General features: G+C 45.5%; 22 protein-coding genes and 1 pseudogene. 8 read left to right on the forward strand and 15 right to left on the reverse strand.

What is annotated here, in order from left to right:
* The first annotated feature begins 97 nt into the window (after window positions 1-97).
* On the forward strand, window positions 98-1,033 hold the full coding sequence (locus DN062_RS08215) for an SPOR domain-containing protein (protein WP_162301276.1): 936 nt from the start codon (window positions 98-100) through the stop codon (window positions 1,031-1,033).
* Here the strand turns inward: DN062_RS08215 and DN062_RS08220 are convergent.
* The 6 genes from DN062_RS08220 to DN062_RS08245 all read right to left on the reverse strand — a co-directional run bounded on the left by DN062_RS08220 (window position 1,030) and on the right by DN062_RS08245 (window position 8,238).
* On the reverse strand, window positions 1,030-2,472 hold the full coding sequence (locus DN062_RS08220; RefSeq protein WP_112158857.1) for a sensor domain-containing diguanylate cyclase: 1,443 nt from the start codon (window positions 2,470-2,472) through the stop codon (window positions 1,030-1,032). The two genes, DN062_RS08215 and DN062_RS08220, sit on opposite strands and share 4 nt — an antisense overlap.
* 174 nt (window positions 2,473-2,646) lie before the next feature.
* A complete protein-coding gene (locus DN062_RS08225) occupies window positions 2,647-3,654 on the reverse strand; it encodes an ABC transporter ATP-binding protein (protein WP_112158858.1) in 1,008 nt (335 codons plus the stop codon).
* Window positions 3,651-4,625 carry an ABC transporter ATP-binding protein gene (locus DN062_RS08230; RefSeq protein ID WP_112158859.1) on the reverse strand — a complete coding sequence of 325 codons (975 nt, stop codon included), beginning with the start codon at window positions 4,623-4,625 and terminating at the stop codon, window positions 3,651-3,653. The genes DN062_RS08225 and DN062_RS08230 overlap by 4 nt, the downstream gene beginning before the upstream one ends.
* Before the next feature lies 1 nt (window position 4,626).
* Entirely contained in the window at window positions 4,627-5,580 is a 954-nt protein-coding gene (locus tag DN062_RS08235) for an ABC transporter permease (RefSeq protein ID WP_112158860.1), read from the reverse strand.
* A 28-nt stretch (window positions 5,581-5,608) separates the two neighbouring features.
* A complete protein-coding gene (locus DN062_RS08240; RefSeq protein WP_112158861.1) occupies window positions 5,609-6,595 on the reverse strand; it encodes an ABC transporter permease in 987 nt (328 codons plus the stop codon).
* Window positions 6,596-6,654: 59 nt separating this feature from the next.
* Window positions 6,655-8,238, reverse strand: coding sequence for an ABC transporter substrate-binding protein (locus DN062_RS08245; RefSeq protein ID WP_112158862.1), 1,584 nt, complete (start codon window positions 8,236-8,238; stop codon window positions 6,655-6,657).
* A 354-nt stretch (window positions 8,239-8,592) separates the two neighbouring features.
* Between DN062_RS08245 and DN062_RS08250 the strand changes: the two genes are divergently transcribed.
* The 5 genes from DN062_RS08250 (at window position 8,593) to DN062_RS08270 (ending at window position 13,546) form a co-directional block, all read left to right on the forward strand.
* Window positions 8,593-9,966 carry an O-antigen ligase family protein gene (locus DN062_RS08250; RefSeq protein ID WP_112158863.1) on the forward strand — a complete coding sequence of 458 codons (1,374 nt, stop codon included), beginning with the start codon at window positions 8,593-8,595 and terminating at the stop codon, window positions 9,964-9,966.
* 97 nt (window positions 9,967-10,063) lie between these two features.
* Complete coding sequence (locus DN062_RS08255; RefSeq protein ID WP_133256754.1) at window positions 10,064-10,645, forward strand: DUF6436 domain-containing protein; 582 nt, start codon at window positions 10,064-10,066, stop codon at window positions 10,643-10,645.
* 97 nt (window positions 10,646-10,742) lie between these two features.
* A complete protein-coding gene (locus tag DN062_RS08260; protein ID WP_162301277.1) occupies window positions 10,743-12,188 on the forward strand; it encodes a methyl-accepting chemotaxis protein in 1,446 nt (481 codons plus the stop codon).
* A 109-nt stretch (window positions 12,189-12,297) separates the two neighbouring features.
* Window positions 12,298-12,702, forward strand: coding sequence for an RNA-guided endonuclease InsQ/TnpB family protein (locus DN062_RS08265; RefSeq protein WP_239995749.1), 405 nt, complete (start codon window positions 12,298-12,300; stop codon window positions 12,700-12,702).
* Window positions 12,703-13,192: 490 nt separating this feature from the next.
* Window positions 13,193-13,546 carry a reverse transcriptase family protein gene (locus DN062_RS08270; protein WP_112158866.1) on the forward strand — a complete coding sequence of 118 codons (354 nt, stop codon included), beginning with the start codon at window positions 13,193-13,195 and terminating at the stop codon, window positions 13,544-13,546.
* Between the two features lie 86 nt (window positions 13,547-13,632).
* Here the strand turns inward: DN062_RS08270 and DN062_RS08275 are convergent, their stop codons facing one another.
* From DN062_RS08275 to DN062_RS18475, 8 genes are all read right to left on the reverse strand, one after another.
* Window positions 13,633-15,234, reverse strand: a complete 1,602-nt coding sequence (locus DN062_RS08275; RefSeq protein WP_162301278.1) for a sensor domain-containing diguanylate cyclase — start codon at window positions 15,232-15,234, stop codon at window positions 13,633-13,635.
* 87 nt (window positions 15,235-15,321) lie between these two features.
* Window positions 15,322-17,202, reverse strand: a complete 1,881-nt coding sequence (locus DN062_RS08280) for a methyl-accepting chemotaxis protein (RefSeq protein WP_112158868.1) — start codon at window positions 17,200-17,202, stop codon at window positions 15,322-15,324.
* 344 nt (window positions 17,203-17,546) lie between these two features.
* Complete coding sequence (locus DN062_RS08285) at window positions 17,547-18,713, reverse strand: nucleotide sugar dehydrogenase (protein WP_112159032.1); 1,167 nt, start codon at window positions 18,711-18,713, stop codon at window positions 17,547-17,549.
* A 2-nt stretch (window positions 18,714-18,715) separates the two neighbouring features.
* Complete coding sequence (locus DN062_RS08290; RefSeq protein ID WP_112158869.1) at window positions 18,716-20,113, reverse strand: phosphomannomutase; 1,398 nt, start codon at window positions 20,111-20,113, stop codon at window positions 18,716-18,718.
* Window positions 20,114-20,123: 10 nt separating this feature from the next.
* Entirely contained in the window at window positions 20,124-20,690 is a 567-nt protein-coding gene (locus tag DN062_RS08295) for an Rpn family recombination-promoting nuclease/putative transposase (protein ID WP_112158870.1), read from the reverse strand.
* 343 nt (window positions 20,691-21,033) lie between these two features.
* Complete coding sequence (locus tag DN062_RS08300) at window positions 21,034-21,267, reverse strand: DUF2442 domain-containing protein (protein ID WP_036514630.1); 234 nt, start codon at window positions 21,265-21,267, stop codon at window positions 21,034-21,036.
* A gap of 5 nt (window positions 21,268-21,272) precedes the next feature.
* The gene (locus DN062_RS08305; RefSeq protein ID WP_112158871.1) at window positions 21,273-21,533 is read right to left on the reverse strand and encodes a DUF4160 domain-containing protein; all 261 of its coding nucleotides are present in this window, start codon (window positions 21,531-21,533) and stop codon (window positions 21,273-21,275) included.
* An 8-nt stretch (window positions 21,534-21,541) separates the two neighbouring features.
* Window positions 21,542-21,727: a hypothetical protein gene (locus DN062_RS18475; RefSeq protein ID WP_133256755.1), complete on the reverse strand. Its 186-nt coding sequence runs from the start codon at window positions 21,725-21,727 to the stop codon at window positions 21,542-21,544.
* Between the two features lie 785 nt (window positions 21,728-22,512).
* Here DN062_RS18475 and DN062_RS08315 point away from each other — a divergent pair.
* Window positions 22,513-23,271, forward strand: coding sequence for a hypothetical protein (locus tag DN062_RS08315; protein WP_112158873.1), 759 nt, complete (start codon window positions 22,513-22,515; stop codon window positions 23,269-23,271).
* A gap of 8 nt (window positions 23,272-23,279) precedes the next feature.
* Entirely contained in the window at window positions 23,280-23,705 is a 426-nt protein-coding gene (locus DN062_RS08320; RefSeq protein ID WP_112158874.1) for a HEPN domain-containing protein, read from the forward strand.
* 35 nt (window positions 23,706-23,740) lie between these two features.
* Here DN062_RS08320 and DN062_RS19200 read toward each other — a convergent pair.
* Window positions 23,741-23,815: pseudogene (locus DN062_RS19200) on the reverse strand (mannose-1-phosphate guanylyltransferase); the annotation flags it as partial.
* Window positions 23,816-23,870: the final 55 nt, after the last annotated feature.

Here is a 23,870-nt window from a genome sequence, read left to right on the forward strand (position 1 = left end):
TGTTGCAAAAGAGGTTAAAATCAGGATCGCGAATTATAGCTGAGCCGAGGCTTGTAGGCTACCGCTGGTTAAATTATAGACAAATTGGGTGGGAATGATGGGATTGTCTTTAAAGTGGACGGATATCGTCGGAATGCTATGCGCTCTATCACTGCTGACAACCAGTGTTCAGGGTTCAGAACACTCTGCCCCTGTTTCTGAGGAAGATCAAGTGATCTCTCAGCAACTCATGAGTCAACTGCAAGATTGGTATCGCGCAGCCGATGAAAATGATCCAGACGCCTATTTCAATCTTGGTCAATACCATCGAACAGGAATAGGAATCGAGCCTGATTTAGAATTGGCCGAGTTCTTTTATGGAAAAGCGGCTGAATTAGGGCACCTATCGGCTCAAAAAAACCTAGCAACGCTCTATTATTTTGCCTTCCCAGATTCACCGCGCACCCAGCAGGCTCATGATTGGTGGTTACGGGCTGCCTATTCTGGAGACAATGAAGCTCAAATGCGTTTAGCAGCCTTGTATTTTAAAGGTCCCGTGTTGATGGATCCGATTGAGGGTGCCGCTTGGGTGTTTGTCGCTGCCAACTCAGGTGACATGAAAGCAAAAGTAGCCCAAGATCAGCTTGAAAACAACTTATCAGCCGATGCGCTTGTGCAGGTTAAAGAGCGGCAAGCCATTCTACAAACCCAGATGAAGCGTATGCCGCCATCATCATTTGAAGCAAACTTACAAAGCTCAGACGCCGAAAGCTCGCCCATGCATTTGAGTATCCCGATTGAAGGGCCTCGGCACTATGTTCAAGTGGCAGCGCTTACCAATCGAGAAGATGCCGATCAAATGGCTAAGAAAATTCAAACAGAGCACAAGGATATTCTCGAACAGGCAAGAGCCTATGTGATGGAGTTCATGCCCGCGACAGGACGCGTGATCTATCGTGTCCAAATTGGGTCGATGGATGAGGCGAGTCATGCGGCGGCCTTATGCCGTCAATTTAAACAACGTCGTATTGATTGTTTTGTCGGGCGCGATTAAGTTGCTTTTAAATTAAGCGATGCATCTTCAGTGTTTAATGTTGATGCACTTTGACATTTGTTGCGTCCCGTTCTTTTTGCTGTATAGAGTGCGAGGTCAGCCTGCTTTAGTAACTGGTTTAACGTATCATCGATTGTAAGTAAGTGGCTGATACCGATGCTGGTGGTAATGTTTGTATCGGTTTTCGGTACCAAAATGGATGAAATGGATAGACGTAACCGTTCGGCGACTGCAATTGCTTGATTTGGTCCAGCATCATCCAGTATGAGTGCGAACTCTTCACCTCCAAGTCGGCCTTGAATATCGGTACTGCGACAGATCTGACGGCAGCATTCTGCGACTTGCATTAACACTTGGTCTCCTGCTTCATGCCCCCAGTTATCATTTACAACCTTAAAATGATCGATATCAATCATCAGAACAGCCATGTTTCTCTTTTGTCGTTTGCAGCGTTCAAGTAGTGCAGTGCTTTCCTGGAAAAACGCCTTGCGATTGAGCATTTGCGTTAGCGAATCGTGTGTAGCGTCAAACAATGCGGTTTTACGTTCCTCTAACGAAGCTCCTAGCAACATCGCCATGACTAAATTAACACTAAAAAGAGTTTGTAATTCAATTGCTGGGTAGTTACTTAAACCCAAATAAATATAATGCCAGATGGCAGTGGTATTGACACAAATGGCTGAAAATAAAGCAAATCGTATCCCATAGAAGCTAGAGGCCCAAGCCACTGGTAATAAAATTAGGTATCCAAAATTTCCTAATTCTGTTGTTAAGCCTGTCGCAACAAATAATAATGTTGTGGCTGACGATATGATGACAAGCAAAAGAATTGGATAAACGAGACCTTTTTGGAAAACATCATTGTAATCATAATTTTTAAAATAAAAATCTAAAAATAGGCTTAGCGCTGCTAGAAACAATAAAATACCACCTAGGTCTCCAATCCAAAAGGACATAATAATATTAAGCTCTTGATCAGTATCAATTCCGACAAAAGTTGAGATGAGAAAGGTTGCAGTCAATGCTGATAGAAACGATGTGACCGATAGGCTTCCTATCAAAATTGTGACTGAGCTTAACCTATTGAGTGGTAAGCTGAATTTAGAGGTTTTCTTTAAGACTAGTCCTAATATAGAGTAAAAAAATAGCTGTCTGATCGCCATGGATATTTGAATGGCACCCCATTGCCAAAAGGGATCAACAAACGATGCACCAACCATCACTGCAATGGCACTGGGTAGGATATAGATGGGTCCAAATCGGTATACGAAAAAAACGATGACACCTGCAGCCGGATAAAAAGCACTGACCAGATTGCCAATCTCAAAGAGGCCTGCAAAGTTCCATAGAAACGTATAAAGAAAAATAAGTAGCAGTGACCTAAGCAAAAAAATCATTTTAGTACTTAGCATCATTAATCGTCCCTGTGTAATTGCCATTAATATCTAGGTTAGTATAAATCAGAGTTAACGCAAAGCAATATTATGTCGTTTAATCGATGCGCTCAACAGAGCACTGGCCTATTTCAAATCAAAACTCCTTTTTCATGAGTCAGTTTCACTCATGAAAAAGGTTTTTTAATGTTTTCGGATTGTGTAAGTTCACAATAAAATTCAAGAGGATATTGAAATTCTATTCTCTGCAGAGGCCCAACAGGAGACAAAACTGCCATTAATCTCATGAATTTTTGGTCTTTCTTGCGTGCACTTAGTGTTCGCAAACTCGCATCGTGGATGAAAAGTACAACCCGATGGTGGATCAATTGGGCTTGGGATCTCACCCGTCACTTGTTTGCGCCGACGTCCAGACATTTCATGATCTGGGATCGCATCCAATAACATCCGTGTGTAGGGATGAGCTGGTTGTTTAAATAGTTGGTCACTCTCAGAGTTTTCGACCATTGAGCCTAGGTAAAGCACACCAATACGATTGGCCATATGCTTTACGACCGATAAGTCATGACTAATGAATAGATAGGTAAGCCCAAACTCATCTTGCAAGTCTTGCATTAAGTTCAGTATTTGAGCTTGAACAGAAACGTCCAAGGCTGATGTCGGTTCATCGCACACCAAAAAATCGGGTTGTGCAGAAAGTGCCCTAGCGATCGCGATACGTTGCCGTTGACCGCCCGAAAACTCGTGAGGATACTTGTGTTGATCTCGGCCGGATAAGCCTACCTTGTCCAGTAATGTTTCAACACGCTTAGAGACCTCGCCTTGTCCTTTGGCTAAGCCAAATGCATCAATTGGCTCAGCGATGATATCTCCGACTCTCCAGCGAGGGTTTAAGCTTGCGAAGGGATCTTGAAAGATCATTTGTATACGCCGTCTGAGCGTTTTAAAGGTCTCTCCTTGAGTTTCACGAAGCGAAAGACCATCAAACAGGATTTGGCCAGAAGAGGGATGAATTAAATCGACGATGAGTTTAGCAATGGTCGATTTGCCAGAGCCAGACTCCCCCACAAGCGCAAAGGTTTCACCACGATTAATATTGAATGAGACATTGTCAACCGCGGTTAAAAATCGCTGAGGTTCACGTTCAATGAGGCGGTTCAGCCAAGGTTTAGACACGTCGAAATGACATGATAAGTTCTTAACTTCCAGTAGAAGATCTGAGCTCATGAACTCTCTCCGTCGTAAAGCCAACAGGCAACTTGTCCTTTTTTGGTTTTTATTAAATCAGGGCGTTGTTGCTTGCAGCGATCAAACTGCTGCGTGCAACGAGGATTGAAGGCGCAGCCTGCTGGTATGGCATCTAATCGTGGCATACTGCCAGGGATTTGCACCAGTCGATCAACTCGCTCGGTTAATGAGGGTATTGATCCCATTAAACCTTGCGTATAAGGATGTTGAGGGTCTTTGACAATTTGACGTACATCGCCAATTTCTGCAATTCGTCCGGCATACATCACTGCCACACGATCACACGCCTCTGCAATGACCCCCATGTCATGTGTTACCAGCATCACCGCTGTTCCGTAATCATGGCACATGCGTTTGAGTACATCGATAATCTGCGCCTGTACCGACACATCTAGAGCAGTGGTGGGCTCATCTGCAATAATCAACTCTGGCTCTCCGGCCAAGGCTAAGGCAATTACAACTCGTTGCCGCATCCCCCCTGAGAACTGATGAGGGTAGTCATCAATCCGCTTGCTCGCTGCTGGAATTCCCACTTCATCAAGCAATTGAATCGCACGTGCCCGAGCGTCTTTATCACTTAACGGAAGATGGGTTTGAAGGGTTTCAATTAACTGATCAGCAATGGTTAAAATAGGATTTAGCGACGTCAGTGGATCTTGGAAGATCATCGCAATTCGTTTACCACGTAAGCGACGCATTTGTTCATATGGCAGTTTGTCGATACGCTGCTCTTTTAACCATATTTCGCCAGCGGCAATATGTCCAGGTGGCTCAAGCAGACCGATAATGGCCGCACCTGTTAGAGATTTGCCCGCACCAGACTCCCCGACCATACCCAAAATTTCACCTGGGTAAATATCAAATGTGACGTGATCAAGCGCTGTAAGCCGCGTCTTACGTTTTGGGAACTCGACAACAAGATCCCTTACAGAAAGTAATGGTTCAGTCATGCTAACGTAACCTTGGATTAAGGGCATCACGAAGCCAATCGCCAAGCAGGTTCACTGACAAGGCAAGCAGTAACAGAGTGATGCCTGGAAACAGTGTGATCCACCATTCGCCAGAAAAAAGGAACTCATTACCCACCCGAATCAAAGTTCCAAGGCTGGGTTGGGTTGCAGGTACTCCAACACCCAAAAAGGACAAGGTGGATTCTAGAATAATTGCCAGTGCTAAACCGATAGTGCCGATTACCAATACCGGACCCATGACATTCGGTAAAATATGACGTCCTAGAATGCGAAAGGAGGAAACACCAAACAGTCGTGCGGCTTGAACATATTCTTTGTTTTTCTCTGCTAGAGTCGAGCTGCGAACCGTTCGTGCATATTGCACCCAATCGCTTAAGCCGATTGAAAGAATTAACACATAAATGGCGGCTTGCTCCTGCATTTCACTGGGTATAAGGCTCTTCGTAATCCCAAAAATGAGCAGTGCGACTAGAATCGCAGGAAAGCTTAGTTGTACATCCGCAATACGCATAATTAAGGTGTCAACCCAGCCACCTTTATAACCTGCTATCAAACCCAACGTAATGCCTAAGATTGCCGCAAATGCTACAGCTGCAAAGCCAACTAACAGTGAGATACGCGCACCGTACAGAATGGCTGAAAAAATATCTCGACCTTGGCTGTCTGTTCCCATTAAGTAAACATTGCCCGTGAACGCATTGGGTGCCATAGGAGGAGTAAAACCATCCATCAGATTGAGTGAAGATGGATCAAAAGGTGTATGAGGTGCAATCCAAGGCGCGAATGCGGCGGCCAAAATAATTGCTAGGGTTAAAATAGCGGACAGAATAATAATAGGACGACGACTGAAGTCGTAAAAAAGATCACTGTCGAGAATCCGACCGAGTAGCCGACGCTTCACTGTCGCCGTTGAGTTGGGCGTATTTTCAGTCATATGCATTTCTCATAGAAGTTTACTCTTTTCATCGGCTAGCACTGCGTTTTGTCACCCGTAAGCGGGGATCAACGGCGAAGTACAATAGATCTACGATTAAGTTAATAATGACAAACACCAGTGCAATTAGAAGCAAGTAGGCCGACATAAAGGGAATATCGACAAAACGAATAGCATTAATAAATAGCAGACCAACCCCAGGCCATTGGAAGACTGTTTCGGTAATAATTGCAAAAGCGATGATTGAGCCGAGTTGTAATCCTGCAATGGTGATGACAGGCAGTAGTGTGTTTTTTAAAGCATGGCGAAAATGTATTGAACGCTGCTTTATGCCACGGGCACGTGCGAATTTGATGTAATCGGTACGCAATACTTCCAACATTTCAGCGCGAACTAACCTCATCAATAGCGTCAACTGAAAGAGACCTAATGTGATAGAAGGTAAAATTAACGATTTCCAGCCCGAAAGAGTTAGTAGACCCGTGCTCCAGTTTTCAGTCACTTGAACGGTTTCACCCCGACCAAACGAAGGTAACCACTGCAACTCAACTGAGAAAACATAAATCAGTAAAATACCAATCAAAAAGGTCGGAAGAGAAACGCCAATTAACGACGACGACATAATAAAATGGCTGAGCCATCCATCGCGCCTTAGCGCGGTGTAAACGCCTAGACCGATTCCTAAACTAATGGCTAAAACGCCAGATACAAGCGCTAGCTCAAGAGTGGCCGGAAGACGTTCTGCAATGACATCGGAAACAGGTCGAGCCATACGGTATGAAATGCCAAACTCACCTTGTACCGCATTGCCTACAAATCGAAAGAACTGAATTGGAATGGGGTCATTTAATCCTAAGCGGTCACGTAGCTCGGCGCGGTCTTGCTGACTTGCTTCTTGGCCGACCATATTATTAATCGGGTCACCAACAAACTGGAATAAGCTAAACGAGATGAAGGCAACCACCAACATCACCATAGCCGCTTGAATGATGCGGCGAATCAACATTGCAATCATAATGCTATGCTCATATGAAACAAGGAACCTCCGCCTTTAAAAAGACGGAGGGGGATGGATTACTTAAAAGATAAGTATTTCAACATCGGTTGGTTTTGAGACTGCACCGCAAAGTCGATATCTGAACGAACGGCCCAATTCAAAACTTGATGGTGAATGGGTAAGTAAACCGTATCGCTTTGAACAATTTCCCATGCTCGCGCGATCTTCGCATTACGCTCGTTTAGATCCGTTTCGGTCGGTAATGAGCGAGACAAACTGTCAAACTCTTCATTTGACCAGCCCGTGAAATTCCAAGCGCCCGTATTTGGGGTTTTGGTTTCCAAAAGGAAGTCAAATACGTAATGTGAGTCAAGTGGTGGAACGGCCCAGCCGAGGATATAAAAATCCAGTTCGCCTTGTTGCAGCTCAGCGAAGTGAATGCTATTGGCGCGTGCATCTAAACGTACATTGATGCCTGCTTGCCCTAGCATGCCAGTGACTGCCTGGCAGATAGCCTCGTCATTAACATAACGATCATTTGTACAGGTCAGAGTGACATTAAAACCGTCAGCATAGCCAGCTTCCGCTAAGAGTTCTTTTGCACGGTTAATGTTGGTCTCGGGAACACTGTCGAGTTCAGACGTCCAACCGTTCACAAAGGAAGGTGCAATCATACCTGCGGGTACGGATTGATTTCGCATCACCACTTGTTGAATGGCATTACGGTTGATGGCAATGTTCATTGCTTCACGAACACGCTGATCAGCAAAGGGGTTTTTTCCTTTAATGTTTGATGTTCGTAGCTCTTCACGTCCCTGATCCATCCCAAAGAAAATGGTACGGTTTTCAGGAGCCGATAGCATTTTAATGTTGCTGGAGTTGCTTAAACGATTAATGTCTTGAACGGGTACGTCTTGTAAAAAGTCAACTTCTCCAGACAGCATAGCAGCTGCCCGAGTTGCGGCTGACTGAATAGGCGTTAGTACAATACGACTAATTTCCATCGGAAATTGGCCCACTCCCCAGTACTCATCATTTCGCACCATTTCTGTGCGTACGTCAGGGTCACGACTGATTAAACGGAAAGGACCTGTTCCGTTTGCATTTCGCACAGCAAAGTTTTCCTCACCTGACGAGTAGTCTTGAGGTGTAACGACATTGTTAGCCTCAGACCAAGCTTTGCTCATGATGAATAAGTTGGTTAGATTATTGGGCAGCAAGGGAGTGGGGCCGTTCGTTTCTATATGAACCGTTAAAGGATCAACGGCACGAACGTCAACCACAGAGCTGATTAGCGTTCTCATGTCCGAGTTTGGATGCTGAGCGCGTTGGAATGAGAAAACGACATCCTCCGAAGTAAACGGGGTTCCATCATGGAAATGAACACCTTCGCGCAGTTTAAACTCCCAAACATTTGGATTCTCGGTAACAGACCATGAAACAGCCAAACCGGGTTGCATTTCTGAGTCTAAATCTAGGTAAATAAGAGGATTGTAAATCTGATGTGCGACTGCGTGGGTTTGTCCGTGGTTTTGCGAATGTGGATCGAAGGTCAGTGAATCGCCTGCACTGGCCCAACGCAGCGTTTGAGAATGGGCGCTAGTCATTAAAACCATTGAAATTGCAGCGCCAAGCGTCATGGCACGAAGTGTCTTCTTCATGTGGGTTCCTCATGAAATTATTATATCCTCGCAGTAAGGAATGACTGCAAAGGCTAGTTTAGATTTAAACAACCTAAAGACTAGCTTCAGGACTCGTTATTATCTAGTGGATCTTGTGGATGATTTCAGCGAAGTTACACCTTGCTGAAATTTTATATAATGACAAAATACGTCATCTAACAAGTGACATAAATGTTCATTTACTTGTTTATAAACATCTTTTGCTGTTTGCCTCTGTCTTGGAGCTAAAGCAGGGATAGAATTTAAACAAGGTCGCATAGATTCTTTTGTCGAGCGCGATTAAATTGTTTAGAATCCTACCCAATTGTAAGGCCGCAACAGGATGGCGTTAGTATGGATTATGAGTACCCTCAGTCACGTTTAGAACGCCTTACCGCTGCTGCAATTTTACTATTATTGGTTTGGATGCCCTTGCCATTGGGAAGTAATCGGTCTTGGTCAATGGCATTGTTCATCTTGCTTGTGGGTGTGTTGGCCCTGATTTGGGGGGTTGCACTCCTTCGAAGCCGCCCCGTACCGAATCGATCTTTACAAGCGGCTTGGTTGATGTTTGCCCTTCTTGTATCGACTCAGGTTTGGGTTGCGCTCCAGTGGTTATTGGGCTTGACGGCAGATGTGGGTCGTACCTTTCAAAGTTTGATGCTGGGTATTACCTATAGCCTTCTTTTCTTGATGGTCATCAATCTGTTTAATACACGTAAACGTTTGACGGTGCTGTTAGCCGTGATTGTCATTAGTGGCACCTTTCAAGCCTTTTATGGGGCCATCATGGTGTTATCGGGTGTTGAGTGGCTACTCGGTGTTCCTAAAGAGTTTTACAAAGGCAACGCAACGGGAACCTTTGTAAACCGCAATCATCTTGCAGGCTATCTCGAAATGACGTTGGCCTGTGGTATCGGTTTAATGCTGGCGCTCAGAGATGGGCAGCCCTTTCGCTGGGTCAATGTACTTGAACTCTTATTAGGCCCTAAAGCCCGATTGCGTCTTGCCTTGGTCATCATGGTCATAGGTTTGGTGATGAGTCAGTCACGCATGGGCAATGCAGGGTTTTTTTCGAGCTTATTAATAGTTGGCAGTATTTTTGTTCTGATTAATCGTCAAAATCGGCTCAGAAATAGCATGATACTCATCAGTATTATTCTGATCGATATGTTGGTGATCAGTCAGTATTTTGGATTAGAGCGCTTAAAAAATCGTCTGATGAATACAGAGGTGGCGATTACTCAAGAAGAAGGGCAGTTGGTGTTCGATATCAACGACCTCAGAGGACTTGCGTTTACACAGTCTATTCCTTTAGCACAAGAAAAAACCTGGATTGGCCATGGTGCCGGAGCGTATGAGACGGTATTTATTGGGCATACAGGCCCCAATTTTGGTGGCCATTTTGATCATGCCCACAATGACTATTTGCAGTTTTGGGTTGAGTTTGGGCTGATTGGTTCCTTGCCATTGTTATTGTTTACACTCTTGGCATTGTTTCACTCATTCAGGGCGCTTTGGAATAGAGAATCCCTCTTTAGAAGCGGGGTTGGCTTTGGAACGGCCATGGCTATTATTGCCATCGTAATACATTCGGCGTCTGATTTTAACTTGCAGATTCCTGCCAACGCCGTGACCTATGTGGTGATTTGTGCAATAGCCGTGCTAGCCAATGGCCATTCGCGTAAAAAATACCGTAAGCGCTATCATACGAGTCATGAGTCTTAGGAGATTAATTCGTTTGGGTGACGGAATACGCCTTATGTTGCACCAATAGGTGACGATAAGCGTATTGATTCTAATAAGTTGTAAATAGGGTGGAATGTTGAAAAAGTTAAGCACGGGTTGTCATTGGCAAAAGATCATTGCATATATAGCCCTGCTGACTTGGTTACTGCTGATGATGTTCAGTTTTTGGTGGTTCCACTTTCGTTATTTGCACGCGGCTAGCTCAATCGAAGGTTGGGTAATGTTTCAACAAGATCATATTCAGTTGACACTGGATCATCCTACCCATCAACCCACACTAGTGCATTTTTTCGATGTTGATTGTCCATGCAGCCGTTTTGTGACTGCAGATATCAAACAGCTGATTGATTTTTCAGCCGAGCAGGCGCAGGTCAAAATACTGGTGCCTAGGTTGGACGATATCCCCAAAGTGCACGGCATTTTTGGCCAGCAGGTTACTGTGTTGCTTGCCGAGGTAAAACCGGTTGCAGCACCGGCGGCTTGGCTGGTCAATACAGAAGGGGAGACGGTATATTTAGGACCTTACTCGGATAGTGGTATCTGTCGTAGCGACAGTAATCATCTGGTAGGCGAAATGCTTGCTGATTTACTCCTGGGTAAAGAGATCGAGCGCTATAATCATCTGACTACAGGCTGTTTCTGTAGTTGGCCGACATAAACCATTCAGGTAGATTGAGAGCATAATAATGATGCCAAACTCCACAGAACTAGCCCCCTTTTCACTTTATGATCTGCGTTGTAAAGGCGATCGGATCATGAGCGGGGTGCAGGTGTTATTGTTATTAATTAGCTTTTCGTTGGCCAGTCTCTATTCAACTTGGTTGGAAGCTATGATGATTGGCGTGCCCTCTGCCGTCTTACCCGTGTTGCTGACCTTTTGGATGCCTGGTAGCCGTGTGACACGTATCTCTCAAGCCTTGTCATTTATGGTGTTTTCAGCACTACTGATTCATCAAGCAAATGGCATGGTGGAGATGCATTTCAGTATCTTTGTGTTGTTGGCATTTTTACTTTTTTACAGAGACTGGTTACCCATTGTTCTAGCGGCAGGTTTGATTGCGGTACATCACCTCAGCTTTAATTTCATGCAGGAAGCTGGACTCGGTGTTTATCTATTTGAGTTTAGAACAGGAATTGATATCGTTTTAATACATGCGGCGTTTGTGGTATTCGAAACCGCCATCCTTGTTTACATGGCAGTGTTCATGCAAAAAGAGAGTCTCCAGGTAGAAGAAATCTCTAATACCGCACAGCGATTGACCATGAGTCAGGGGGTGGTTGATCTCAATACCCCGATTAGTCAGCCAACATCGCCGCTAGCAAAAGCGATCGATGAGTATATTCAGGTCATCCAAGCCGCACTAAAGCAGACCGTTGCCATTGGGCAGAGTTTACACATATCGCTACCTGATACCTTGTCAAAACTGCGAACAACGCAGTCATTTATCAAGCAGCAGTTTGATCAGTTGACGCAAGTTGCATCGGCTGTTAATGAAATGACAGCCTCTTTCAGAGAAGTGGCCTTGAGTGCGCAGTCCGCACAGAGCGCGGTTGAACTGACCAATAATCAATCTTTAGAAGCCAGTCAGAAAATAGAGTTAGCACATGACAATATGCAAACGCTATCCGTTACCATGAGTAACTCCCACCAGTTAATTTCTAAGCTAGAGTTGGAGTGTGATGCCATAGGATCAGTGGTCAACGTAATTAGAAGTATTGCAGATCAAACCAATTTACTGGCACTAAATGCGGCTATCGAAGCAGCTCGTGCCGGTGATAAGGGTAGAGGGTTTGCTGTGGTTGCCGATGAAGTCAGGCATCTGGCCAGCAGTACTCAAGAGTCAACTGAACAGATTCATAAAATAGTCGAAGGTTTACAGCGGGTCAGTCGAGAGGCTGTGCAGTCTATGCACTTGAGTCTTGATAAAACCAATCAGTCCGTTGTTCAAGTCTATGATGCCCAAGTAGCTTTCAAAATCATACTTGAGCAGATTTCGGCCATCCAAGCGTTGAATATACAAATAGCACAAGCGACAGAAGAACAGTTTGCCGTTGCAGAAGAGGTTAATACCAGTATTAATCAGGTCATGGAATTGGGTAGTGCGATTCGTTCTGAAATGACAAGCAGCATTCAAAACAGTGAAGACTTGAAGCTAGAGGCCGATCAGCTATCAAAACAATCCGCTCGCTTCAAACTTTAATTGATCTCGCGGCACAAGACGAAACATTAAATCTGCAAAGTCTTAGCAAAATAGCGCGTAAACCATCCGGGCGAAAGCGCGATTACGGGTCGCCAAGGCGCATGAGCGCCTGGCCAACGCCTGTGCTGATTATCAGCATAAATTATCTCGACAACTCATTGACGATAACCAAGCGGTGATTGTTGAGACGTTAAAGATCAAAAACCTGCTTGAAAATCGGACGCTTGCCAAGCACATTGCCGATGTAAGCTGGGATAGTTTGATCAAGAAGTTAACGTATAAAGCGATGCATGCAGGTAAGCACCTAGTGAAGATTAATCCGTGGTTTGCCGGCAGCAAAACCTGTTCTTGCTGTGGTCATAAAATCCCATCGTTACCGCTGGCAGTTCGCATGTGGGATTGCCCTGCCTGCGGCACTACCGACATAGACCGTGACATCAATGCCGCGATCAATATCCGCCAGCAAGGTTTGATTCATTTACGAGCGGAAGGACTGTCCGTTCCTGCCAACTGAGGCTGTGTAAATCCGATCACGTATCGGTTACGGCCTGTGACGTTGGAAGCATCGCCCGATAGGGCGGTGAGCAGTCAGTGCGCCGGGCATGGCGCACGTCTATAGGGTGAAAGTCCCGAACAGTGAAGTCAGGAGTAACTGTTAACTGTTAGCCAGAGGGCAAGGGTGTCCATCGTAAGGTGGAATCTGAAGGAAGCCTGCGGCAAACAACCGGCCTGAGGAACACGAATCTCATAGGAGGCGGGATGCATGGAGTGAGTGGGCTGACGGCCACAAAGCTCATCCTGACACAGAGCATGCATAACGTATATGAGGCAGGTAGATGGTTGGAAAGACGTGTGTCTTACCCCGGGAGATCCACATAGACCGCTAGAGCTAGATCAACTCAGAAGAGAAGTGACGGTGAGGGATTTGTGGAAGTCAGCAGATGCCATAGTAGGAGGCGACGTTCCCTCTGAAGGGCTGAAGGTAGAGTGATAGGGTTGATCTAATGATCTCTGAACAAAGCGATGACCACTGGGCGAAGTGTAGCCTAGATCAGGTGACAGTAGGCGCTCAACCCAGCGAACCCTGCTACCCAATAACCTTGCAGGACGTCCTTGAGCGGTCGAACATGGCCCAAGCATGGAAACGGGTACGCAGCAACAAAGGAGCGGCCGGCACCGACGGTCGCTCAATCGAAGAAACAGCCGAATATCTACAGACGCAATGGCCAGTCATTCGGGACGCACTTTTGTCGGGTAGGTATACACCTGCTCCAACACGAGTGGTTTATATCCCGAAACTGGGTGGCGGAGAACGAATGCTGGGAATCCCCTGTGTCGTTGACCGTCTGATCCAGTAAGCGATCATGCAGCATTCTATGGGTCTGCTGACCCCCTCCTACTCGATCGTAACGAAGTCTTGCTGTTGAACGAGATAACCACGTTATCAGATCTGGATCCTGTTTCTACCCGCTTGTTTGGCTCGATACATTTTCTGATCTATTTCGACTAGAAGAGTTTCTGGGGAGTGAGTTGCGGTGAATTCAGACAAGCCCAGACTGATGGTAATCTGCAATTTTTTTGGAAAAGAATGTTGGTGAATTGCTGTGAAAATTTTCTCGGCAATCTGCTCAGCGTTTTTCAGCCGAGTACCGGGGCAGATCAGCAAAAACTCTTCGCCTCCCCATCGACCCAGCGTATCGCTCTCACGAATCGAGTTTTTCACGACCTGCGCCAGCTGAATTAACACTTGATCCCCCGCTTCATGCCCGAAGGTGTCATTAATCCGTTTGAAATAATCAATATCAAACATCAGCACAGAGAATGGCTGCTGGTCGCGATAATAACGGCTGATTTCTTTATTCAGTATCTCAAGCATTCTGCGGCGATTGGCGATGGATGTGAGTTGATCGGTATGGGAGAGTGTGTTTAATAATTGGTTTTTTTCGTTCAGCTCAATATTCTTCTGCACCAATGCTTTCTCGGTCAGTTTTTCGATCGCGGTTGAGATCATTCCTATCTCATTATTCGGAAAACGATAGTGAGTGTCATCCTTTCCTTCAGTGATCTCCTGAACGCGCTTATGTAGCTTGATTAAAGGCGTGATCAAATAACGGCTTAATCCTAAGCTCAATAACCATGTCGTCATTAAAGAAGCCAAAATAACGAAGACGAGACTCGATGCAATGGTTCTAATGATGGGGTCACGGATATCGGCTATATCGACTTCAGTCACCACAATCCAGCCTAGCTCGTCAATGCGATGATAGTGAGCTAACCGTTGTTTGTCTCCGTCACGATAGTTGAGTTTGTCTGTGCTCAATTCAGAGGAAGACAATTGTGTAGCGATGGATTGATGAACACTCTCGGGTAGCGCTGTATCTGCATGAATCAGTATCATTCCTTGTTGATCCAATACGAAATTGTAAATGGTTGGATATCGCGTATCTTGGGTTGCTAATGCTTTCATGATTGCGTCCATGCTGGCATCAATCGAGATCACGCCAAGCACCTCTTGTTGGTCATCTGTGAATGCCTTACTAAAGGAAACCATCCATTCTTTAGATTTGATTTCTTGGTAAGGTAAACCATCCGAGATACGAGGATAGGTTTTTAGTGCGGCTTGATACCAAGGTCTGATTGTTGAATCAAAATCATTGGGTGGTGTGTAATTATTGATCAGTAGAGAGCCATCCGCATATCCAGCAAAAATAAAATTGATATTGGGGATAGTATTTTGCAGTACCTGAAAAAGCTGCAGAATCTGCTCCTGAGTTTCAGGCTCACCATGGTGAAGATGATTCAATCCTGAACGAGTGCTGCTTGAATACTCCAGTGCTTGACGAAGTGGCGCTACATACCCCTGAATTTGGGTCGCAATAAAGCGGTTTTTGTTACGTAACACCGATTCTGCGTTTTCAATGCCTTGCTTGTAAAAAATCGCCGCTACACTAATACTAATCAGTACAATAGCGATCAGCGCTACACTGGTGGTGATGACGAATATTTGTCTCTCTAATGTTGAGAGGGGCTTAATATGAAGTTTCACGCTGAACCTTGAATACTCGGCGGCTCCATCGTATGAGATCGCCAATCTAAGAAAATGCTGTGTGTAGCCTCAAATCCATGATTGAGGCTATACCTTAAATTTACTCATCTGTTGAGCTTGTGTTTCACTCATGTGGAGCATGTCAGCGCAAAGGTGCTCCTGTTGTCCGGCCTCATTGGCCACCATCTGACTCAGATCACGAATATTTGTGGTGTTACGGTTAATTTCTTCGGATGTTGAGCTTTGCTCTTCGGCTGCGGTGGCTATCTGCACAGTCATTTGGTTAATTTCATTAATGCTTTCACGGATTTTATTCAGTGCTTCACTGGCTTTAAGCGCTTTACTCTGAGTGTTTTGCGCGTGAGTGGTGTTTGCACGAATAGAGGCTTCAGCCGATGAAACGCCACCTTGTAACTGATCAATCATCAAGCGAATTTCAGTCGTGGATTGCTGTGTTCTGGAGGCTAAGGCTCTCACCTCATCCGCCACCACCGCGAAACCGCGTCCTAGGTCTCCGGCACGAGCGGCTTCAATGGCCGCATTAAGCGCCAAGAGGTTGGTTTGTTCAGAGATGTTGATAATGGTGGTTAGAATAGACTCAATGTTAGTACTAAAATCGGTTAACTGGGCAATGTCACTCATCGCTTGATTCATCCCTGACACTACGCTGTCTATGGCAGCACAGGTTTCTTCCACAATGGTGGCACCCTGAGCGGCATTGCCATCTGCATTTTGAGCAGCGTGAGCGGTGATTTGGGCATTTCTGGCGACTTCATGCGCAGTAGCGGACATTTGATGCATTGCGGTTGCAAGATGCTCAATTTCCTCAAGTTGTTGACGAATGTTGTCGGTTGAGCTTCGAGCGGATAGGGCTGTTTCTTTTGAGTTTTTCTGAATTAACTGAGAGTCCTGTTTGATTTCAGTAATCAGTGAATGCATATACGATACAAATTGATCAAAAGAACGAGAAACATCACCAAACTCATCATTGCTTTGGAAGTTTAAACGACGCGTTAAGTCGCCACCACCTTGACTGATCTCCTTTAGCGCAACGCCTAGTTTATCGAGTGGGCGTAAAATCACCTGCATTAAGCTATACAAAATTGCACAGGAAACAATAACACTAATGATGGCCCCGATTATAGCTAACATCCCAAAGGTTCGAGTTGCAGCCATTACTTTGGATTCATCTAGCACCACACCAATAAACCAGTCAGTACCTGGCACGTTAGCAACAGGTTGAAAAGAGACAAAAGATGGCGTGTTTTGGACAAGAGCTTGAGCCATTTGTTGCTCATTCAGCGGACGACTCATGCTTGGAATTAACGTGGAAAGTGCTTCACTGTTCAGGGATGAATCAGGGTGAGACACAATGATCCCACTGGCGTTCACAAGGAAGGTATAACCTGTTTGGTTAAAATTAATCTGATTTAGCGTATCAGAAACGGTAGTTAGCCGTAAGTCACCGCCGAAGGCACCGACACTTCGGCCTTGATTCGTTAGTTGGGTTACGGCTGAGATGATAATTTCACCCGTACCCGCATCGACATAAGGATCCGTAAAAACGGCCGTTCGATTTGCCATTGCCAGGCTATACCAAGGACGGGTTCGCGGATCCCACCCCGTGGGTGGCGTCCAGCTGGCGGTAGCGATAGGCGATCCATCGTCGAGTCCGCCAAAGGTGAGTAAAAAGCTGCTTTCAAGCGCTTTTGCACCCAAGACCGTGACAATTTCATCAAAACTATAACGACGATCGACTTGCTCACGAGTTAGATTGATTAAACTTAATTTGCCATTTAACCAGGAGCTAACATCCTGACTGAGGAGCTTGGACGTTTCGAGGATGTTTTGTTGTGTTTGTTCGTAAATCGCGCGTTTGAAGGAAAAGTATTGAACTGTGGATAAAAGCGTTATGGTCAACGCGATTAGGAGAGAGGTCACAAGCGAAACTTTGTATTTGACTCTCATAATTCAGCCTCAGTAAGCATGTTTTTAAAAAGAGTATAAACGAAATTGACTCAAAGAAAAGCGTAGCCGAATGCCCAGGAAGCAATAGCGGATCCTCAAAATCCGAGATACGTTAGCGCGACCAGTCGGCTAGCGTTTTGTACAAAGATCCGTTTGATCCTCTGGTATTGATGGCAACGATCTGCGAGATAGAGAAAACATTGCCATCATGGTGATGAGACGACTCTACTCTCACAAATGATGCCATCAATATTTTGATATTAATCCTTTAATTTCAAGATGATATCTTGCTTTTATCTTACAAAAAACGGCATGAATTCTCCCTGAAGCCTATCTTCTTTGCCTTAATCACTGCCAAACAAATCCCGCGTGTACACCTTGTCAGTCACATCGCTTAACTCATCTGAAGGGCGGTTCGCGATAATAACATCGCTCAGGGCTTTAAACTCTTGCAAATCCTTAATGACGCGCGAGTTGTAAAAATCCTCTTGCTCCATCACGGGCTCATACACCACCACCTCAATCCCTTTCGCTTTGATGCGTTTCATAATGCCTTGAATGGCAGAGGCGCGGAAGTTATCGGAGCCCGCTTTCATCACCAAACGATAGACACCGACCACCTTGGGGTTTTTGCTGATCACTGACTGAGCGATAAAATCCTTCCGGGTTGAGTTGGATTGAACAATGGCATTGATCAAGTTGCTCGGCACGTCGGCATAGTTGGCCAGCAATTGTTTGGTATCTTTGGGTAAGCAATAGCCGCCGTATCCAAAGGAAGGGTTGTTGTAATGCGCGCCGATACGTGGGTCTAGACCGACACCTTCAATAATTTGGCGGGTATCCAAGCCATGCGTTTCGGCGTAGGAATCCAACTCATTAAAATAGGCCACACGCATCGCCAGATAGGTGTTGGCAAAGAGTTTTATGGCCTCGGCTTCGGTGGAATCGGTGAAGAGTACGGGGACATCAGTTTTAATGGCGCCCTCGGTTAACAAGCCTGCAAACACCTCGGCACGCTCTGAGCGCTCACCGACAATAATACGAGAGGGATAGAGGTTATCGTAGAGTGCACGGCCTTCACGCAAAAACTCGGGCGAAAAAATGACGTTGTCTGTGTTAAATCGCTCGCGCAGATTGGCAGTAAAGCCCACGGGTACGGTCGACTTGATGACCATAATGGCATTTGGATTGATTGCCAACACATCACTGACGACGGCCTCTACACTGCGGGTATTGAAGTAATTGGTTTGAGGGTCGTAATCGGTGGGTGTGGCGATGATGACAAAATTGGCATCGGTATACGCGTCTTGCTTATCCAAGGTGGCTCGAAAATTTAAGGTTTTGTATGCCAGAAAATCTTCAATCTCGGCATCTTCGATGGGGGATTGACGTTGATTCAGTTGCTGGACCTTCTCGGGAATTATGTCCAGTGCAACCACTTGATGGTGTTGAGCGAGCAGCATGGCGTTAGAAAGACCGACATAACCGGTACCTGCGATGGCAATTTTCATCATTATATACGTTCCTTGATTAATCCTAAAACCTGTTCGACGAGTATGGCAGAGCGCTCAGCCGAGTCTGTTTCAACATAACAGCGTAGCTCCGGTGCATTTCCTGATGGGCGAAGATGAACGATCTCATGGTTAGCGAGCATCATGCGTAAACCATCAGTGGTGTCGATTGTTTTAATGCGAGCGGATAGCTGTAAAGCATCATATGCCAAATCAGGGTTTGCCTTCCACTCTTGGAGTAAACCAAGGCTTTTATCTGTGGGCACTTGAGTGATTCGATCACTGGCCGTGTAGCGTTGTGGCAACTGTTGAACAAGTTTGGAGATAGAAATACCCGACTCGCGTGCCGAACTGAACAGCGCCAAGGCAGGAAGCAGCGCGTCCCGAGTGGGAAGTGCATCCAACAAAAAGCCGCCATTGGCCTCAAATCCTGCAACTCGGCTGTGACGTTCACTCAATTGTTGCATAGCTTCAATCACATAAGGAGAGCCGATACGTGTCCGCATCACCTCAGCAAAGGCAGAAGAGGTTTCTATCGCGGTGTTGCAACTCACGGGGACGGCTAAGGCCTCTATCTGTAAATAACGAGCACAGATTAAGCCTAATAGATCACCACGTAACCATTGGCCCGTTTCATCAGCGACTAAAGGTCTGTCGCCATCGCCATCAGTCGAAAGAATGGCATCAAACCCATGGGCCTGTGACCAGGCCTTACCGCGTGCGATGTCGTCTGCTGACACGGCTTCGGTATCAATGGGAACAAAAATGTCGCTACGTCCTAAGGAGACCACCTCTGCACCTAACTGACGGAGGAGGGCCGTGGTAATGTCACGACCTGCAGCGGAATGTTCATACACCCCGATTTTCCAACCCTTTAAGACATTGTCCGGAAAGCGCGAGCGAAGGTATTGCAGATAGGTGTTAACGGCGGCACTTGAGGCTTCGAGACGTTCGGGAGTGAATGCCGGTAGGGCGACATTTGTTGTTAATATCAGGTACTCATCGGCTTTGGTTATTTCGCCATCGGGGCGATAAAATTTAAGGCCATTGCGATCAAAGGGGATATGGCTGCCCGTAATCATGATTGCAGGGCAGGCCTGTTCCATGGCGTGTAAAGCCAGTGCTGGCGTCGGGAGTACACCGTAATAATCGACAGCCACACCCAAGGCCTTTGCTGCCCCTGCACAAGCGGCGGCCATGGCTTGGGAGCTTGGGCGCAGATCAATGCCAAGGGCTAATCGCTCAACTACATGCCCTTGCTGCTGCAAAGCGGTTAAAAAATTCACCGTGAAGGCTGCACACACCTCATCGGTAAAGTGCTCAACTAATCCACGTGCGCCACTGGTGCCGAAGTTGATTTGAGAGTGTTCTAGGATTTGAGCAGTGTGTTGGGTTGTCATAAAAATTCCGTTATTTAACAAACCTTAGGGGTGGCAAATTCTGATAGTATACCGCTCTGCTTAATCCTCCCACTACACTATTGCACAGACTTCCATGCAGAAAATTCAGATTCATCTGCAAAATGTTCCCCAGTGTGAACTTCGGTTGGGTTTCATCTCGCATTTCAAATCGCCACACGGCTTGTTGTCGTTCGGCGTCTGATCCATCAAATAAATCAAAATCCAGTAGGTGCAGTCCAATGGATGCGCCAAGGTGTTGGTAGTCTTGGCCTGCATCAAGTTGGTTGCTCAGTGTTCGGGCGAGGTAAAACAAGCCTCGTTTGTGCCATGATCCGTATTTGCGCACCTGTATTTCGACATTATAGCAGTGTCCTTCGGCATCACGCGCTAATACATCTAAAACAATGCACTTTCCGTTGAGTTCACTGGGTTCTATGTTGGGGTTTAGAATGTCAAGAGAGGTGATAGGGGGTAAGTCGTAGCGTAAATCATTGATCAGATGGAGAAGTAAGTCGGGTGACTCACCGAAGAGTCTTTTAAACACATAATCATTGGTGGGGCTAAGTAGTTCGTTCATGAGATATCCTTTCTCGTATTGCGTCCTGTGGGTTCTTACTTGTGTAGCGGTATTTGTGGTGCTGGATCTATTATAGCCTAGTTTCGTTAGGGGTCTTTTAGGTAGGCTACGCCCTGACTCATCAACACTCAAGACACGGCATGAATCCATCCCTGGAGCCTCGCGTTTGCCATCCATGGCAAACGACGGTCTTGTGTGCTGATCAGTCAGAGCTTTAGTTAGTTCGGAAGCGGTTTTTTTTGACCAAATCTTGATCTTACCTTGATGCGAGAAATGACAGAACAGTTGAGATGAAGGTTGAACAAGGAATTGTTACACTGACCCCGATGACCCCGATGACAGCTCACGCTGCCACCTTCCGATACAGTGCATCTGGGGCCAGATCCGCATCGTTTGGCCAGCACACGGCACCAAATTCATCTACCCGCACCTGGGCGAAGAATTCTGGGTCTTTTAATGGTTCAAACATTGGCCCGAACAGGCGATCCGCAAGGCAAACCTCTCCATAAGTGCCATCATCGAAAGTGACCGCGAGAGTGTATTCAGGTTTAGCTTCTACATTGGTTACTCGGCGCATGGTGCTTACTCCAATGGCTCAATCTTGTTGAGAGGCTGATGTTGCTCAGCCAGTTTCCAGTCGTTCAGTAAATCTTGTCTGTGCTCGACCGCCCATTCAATGACCATCGCCTTGGCTCTTTTGGGTAACGAGCCTTCCATAATCTCCAGAGTCTCAATTGAGATAATCGCTTCATGCCCGCTGTAATAGGCATGGAAATGAGGCGGATTGTGGTCGTCGTAGTACATTCGTATCAGGATGCCAAAGAATTCGCTGATGGTTGGCATTCGCGCTCCTATGTGCCGATGCGAGCACGAGGCACTGCATCCGGCATCCAGTGTGTTATTATTTCGAGCACAACATCCATAGTGCTTTCACCTTTGTAGTTGCCTGACTCACACCACATGCCATCGCTATCGAGCACACCGAGAATGACATGAGCAGCACTTTCATCAAATTCCGGATGTGTGAGTACGCGCAACCACGTGAAATCGATACTTTCTGGAGGCGCCGCTTCAACCTAATCTGAAGTTGAGTGTTTTCGACACAACACATGATCATCATGATCAAGCTCGTATAGGTAGGCATTAGAATCTTTGTAGCCATAGATGCACTCCTGAGCATAAATCACTAGATACGAATTATAGTGCCTGTATTAGTGCGGCAAATCACCCACCAGATACGTTATTATAGTCAAATTACACCATTAACATAAAGCTGGGAATCAACCATCAATTACGAACACCCCCAAAACAATGCATTTTCCGTTGAGTTCACTGGGTTCAATGTTGGGGTTTAATATGTCAAGAGAGGTGATAGGGGCTGAGTAGTTCATTCATGAGATATCCTTTCTCGTGTTGCGTCCTGTGGGTTCTTACTTGTGTAGCGGTATTTGTGGTGCTGGACTATTATAGCCTAGTTTCGTTAGGGTCTTTTAGGTAGGCTACGCCCTGACTCATCAACACTCAAGACTCGGCATAAATCCATCCTTGGAGCCTAGCGTTTGCCCTCCATGGTTGTGTGCTGCTAAGTCAGTGAGTTGGTGCTACGCCATTAAAAACCGCCAACGACCCAATCTTTCCTGCTGATCGAGACATGACTTCGAACCAGATCACAAAATGTGTAATAGGGTTTTTCCGGGAATTGTTACACCGACCCCGATCTTGCTGGTCTCGATCTCATTAAGCTTGCACTGATGCTGTCCTCATGTAGAATGAACCCTCTAGTGTTATGAAAATGGATTAATGTCCTGATATGATCGGTCTAATGCCGCAAACTAATGTGGATGAAGTTCTCGCAAAAATTGCCAGATTTGAGCAGTTTGGTGACAACGATAGCCATGTTGTGTTTGAAAAAAAATCTCTCCAAAGAGAGATTCAAAACGATATTAAAAAGCTTAAAGAAGTGTCGATTTCTGATGGTTACATGACCGATATGATCTTTAATGGCATTCAAAAAAATGAAGCCAAGTGTAGAAGTTATTACGAACTTGCGAAACAGCAGGGTGCTTATTCTCGTCAGTTAGACTGGAACTTTGCGCTGAGTCTGGGTTATCTAGGTTATGAAAGTGAAGCCTCCGATATTTTTTTGGATCTTGTTGATCGAGATCTAGGTGAGCCAGAAATTTACAGAGGCGCATCAACTCATTTTTCAGACATGGGCTACTTTGATAAAGCTGTGCAAGTTTTAGAAAAAGGCTTGAAGCTGAAGGATTGTCTAATCACGGAGAGGCTTATAGTGTGTGAAAAACTCGCTAATTTCGTTGATCAGCTCAATATTCCTAAAAATGAACTCAATCGTTACATGAGCACGGTACAAGAGTTCCAACAAAAGAAAGGGCTGTACTTCAAAGATCGTCGCTATGATTTTTTTGATGACGGACATGAAACGATTGCGTGTATTGAGATAAACACAGGGAAAAGCATAGATGATGTTAATCGTTTAAACGATGAATTATTCGATCTATTAGCTTCGAAAGATTTTACAGCTGATATTGCTTTAAATTTTGTTACCATGTTCAGATAGGAGTCTGCATGGCAATCACGCCAGATAATCTTTATTGCTGGGCTCAAGACGCCCATATACAACAGTGTGATAAGAAAGCTCTAGAAGAAACAAGTTATAGAGCTACGGCAAGTAGAGCTTATTACGCTGTTTTCCACACGGCCAAAGCTGTTGAATCAACTTTCCTGCCTTCTTACACAGGTCCTGAAGCAACTCATCAACTTCTTGAGAAGAATTTACTGTCTGCAAATCGAAGTAATACGTGTAATCTCAACGATGAAGAAATTAATCAGATTAAGTCTTTAGCTTACGCACTAAGATCAATAAAAGCCCTTCGTGTTAAAGCGGATTACAAAATAGAGTTAGACTTTACAAAAGCTGACTGTGATTTAGTGATGAATCAGACAACTAAATTCATTCACAAAGCACAATCGCTTTTATCTCTGCCCCGGTAATTTGTGAATAGCACAGCCACCCGAAGTATTAGCCCTTAAGCACGTCCATACCGATCCTCAAACCGCACAATATCATCCTCACCCAGATAAGAACCCGATTGCACCTCAATTTGAACTTAGGCAAGTAGCGCGTTGAAGCGTTTGTTGTAGCAAGCTGAAACCCGA

The organism is Nitrincola tibetensis (genome assembly GCF_003284585.1).
Classification (GTDB): Bacteria; Pseudomonadota; Gammaproteobacteria; order Pseudomonadales; family Balneatricaceae; genus Nitrincola; species Nitrincola tibetensis.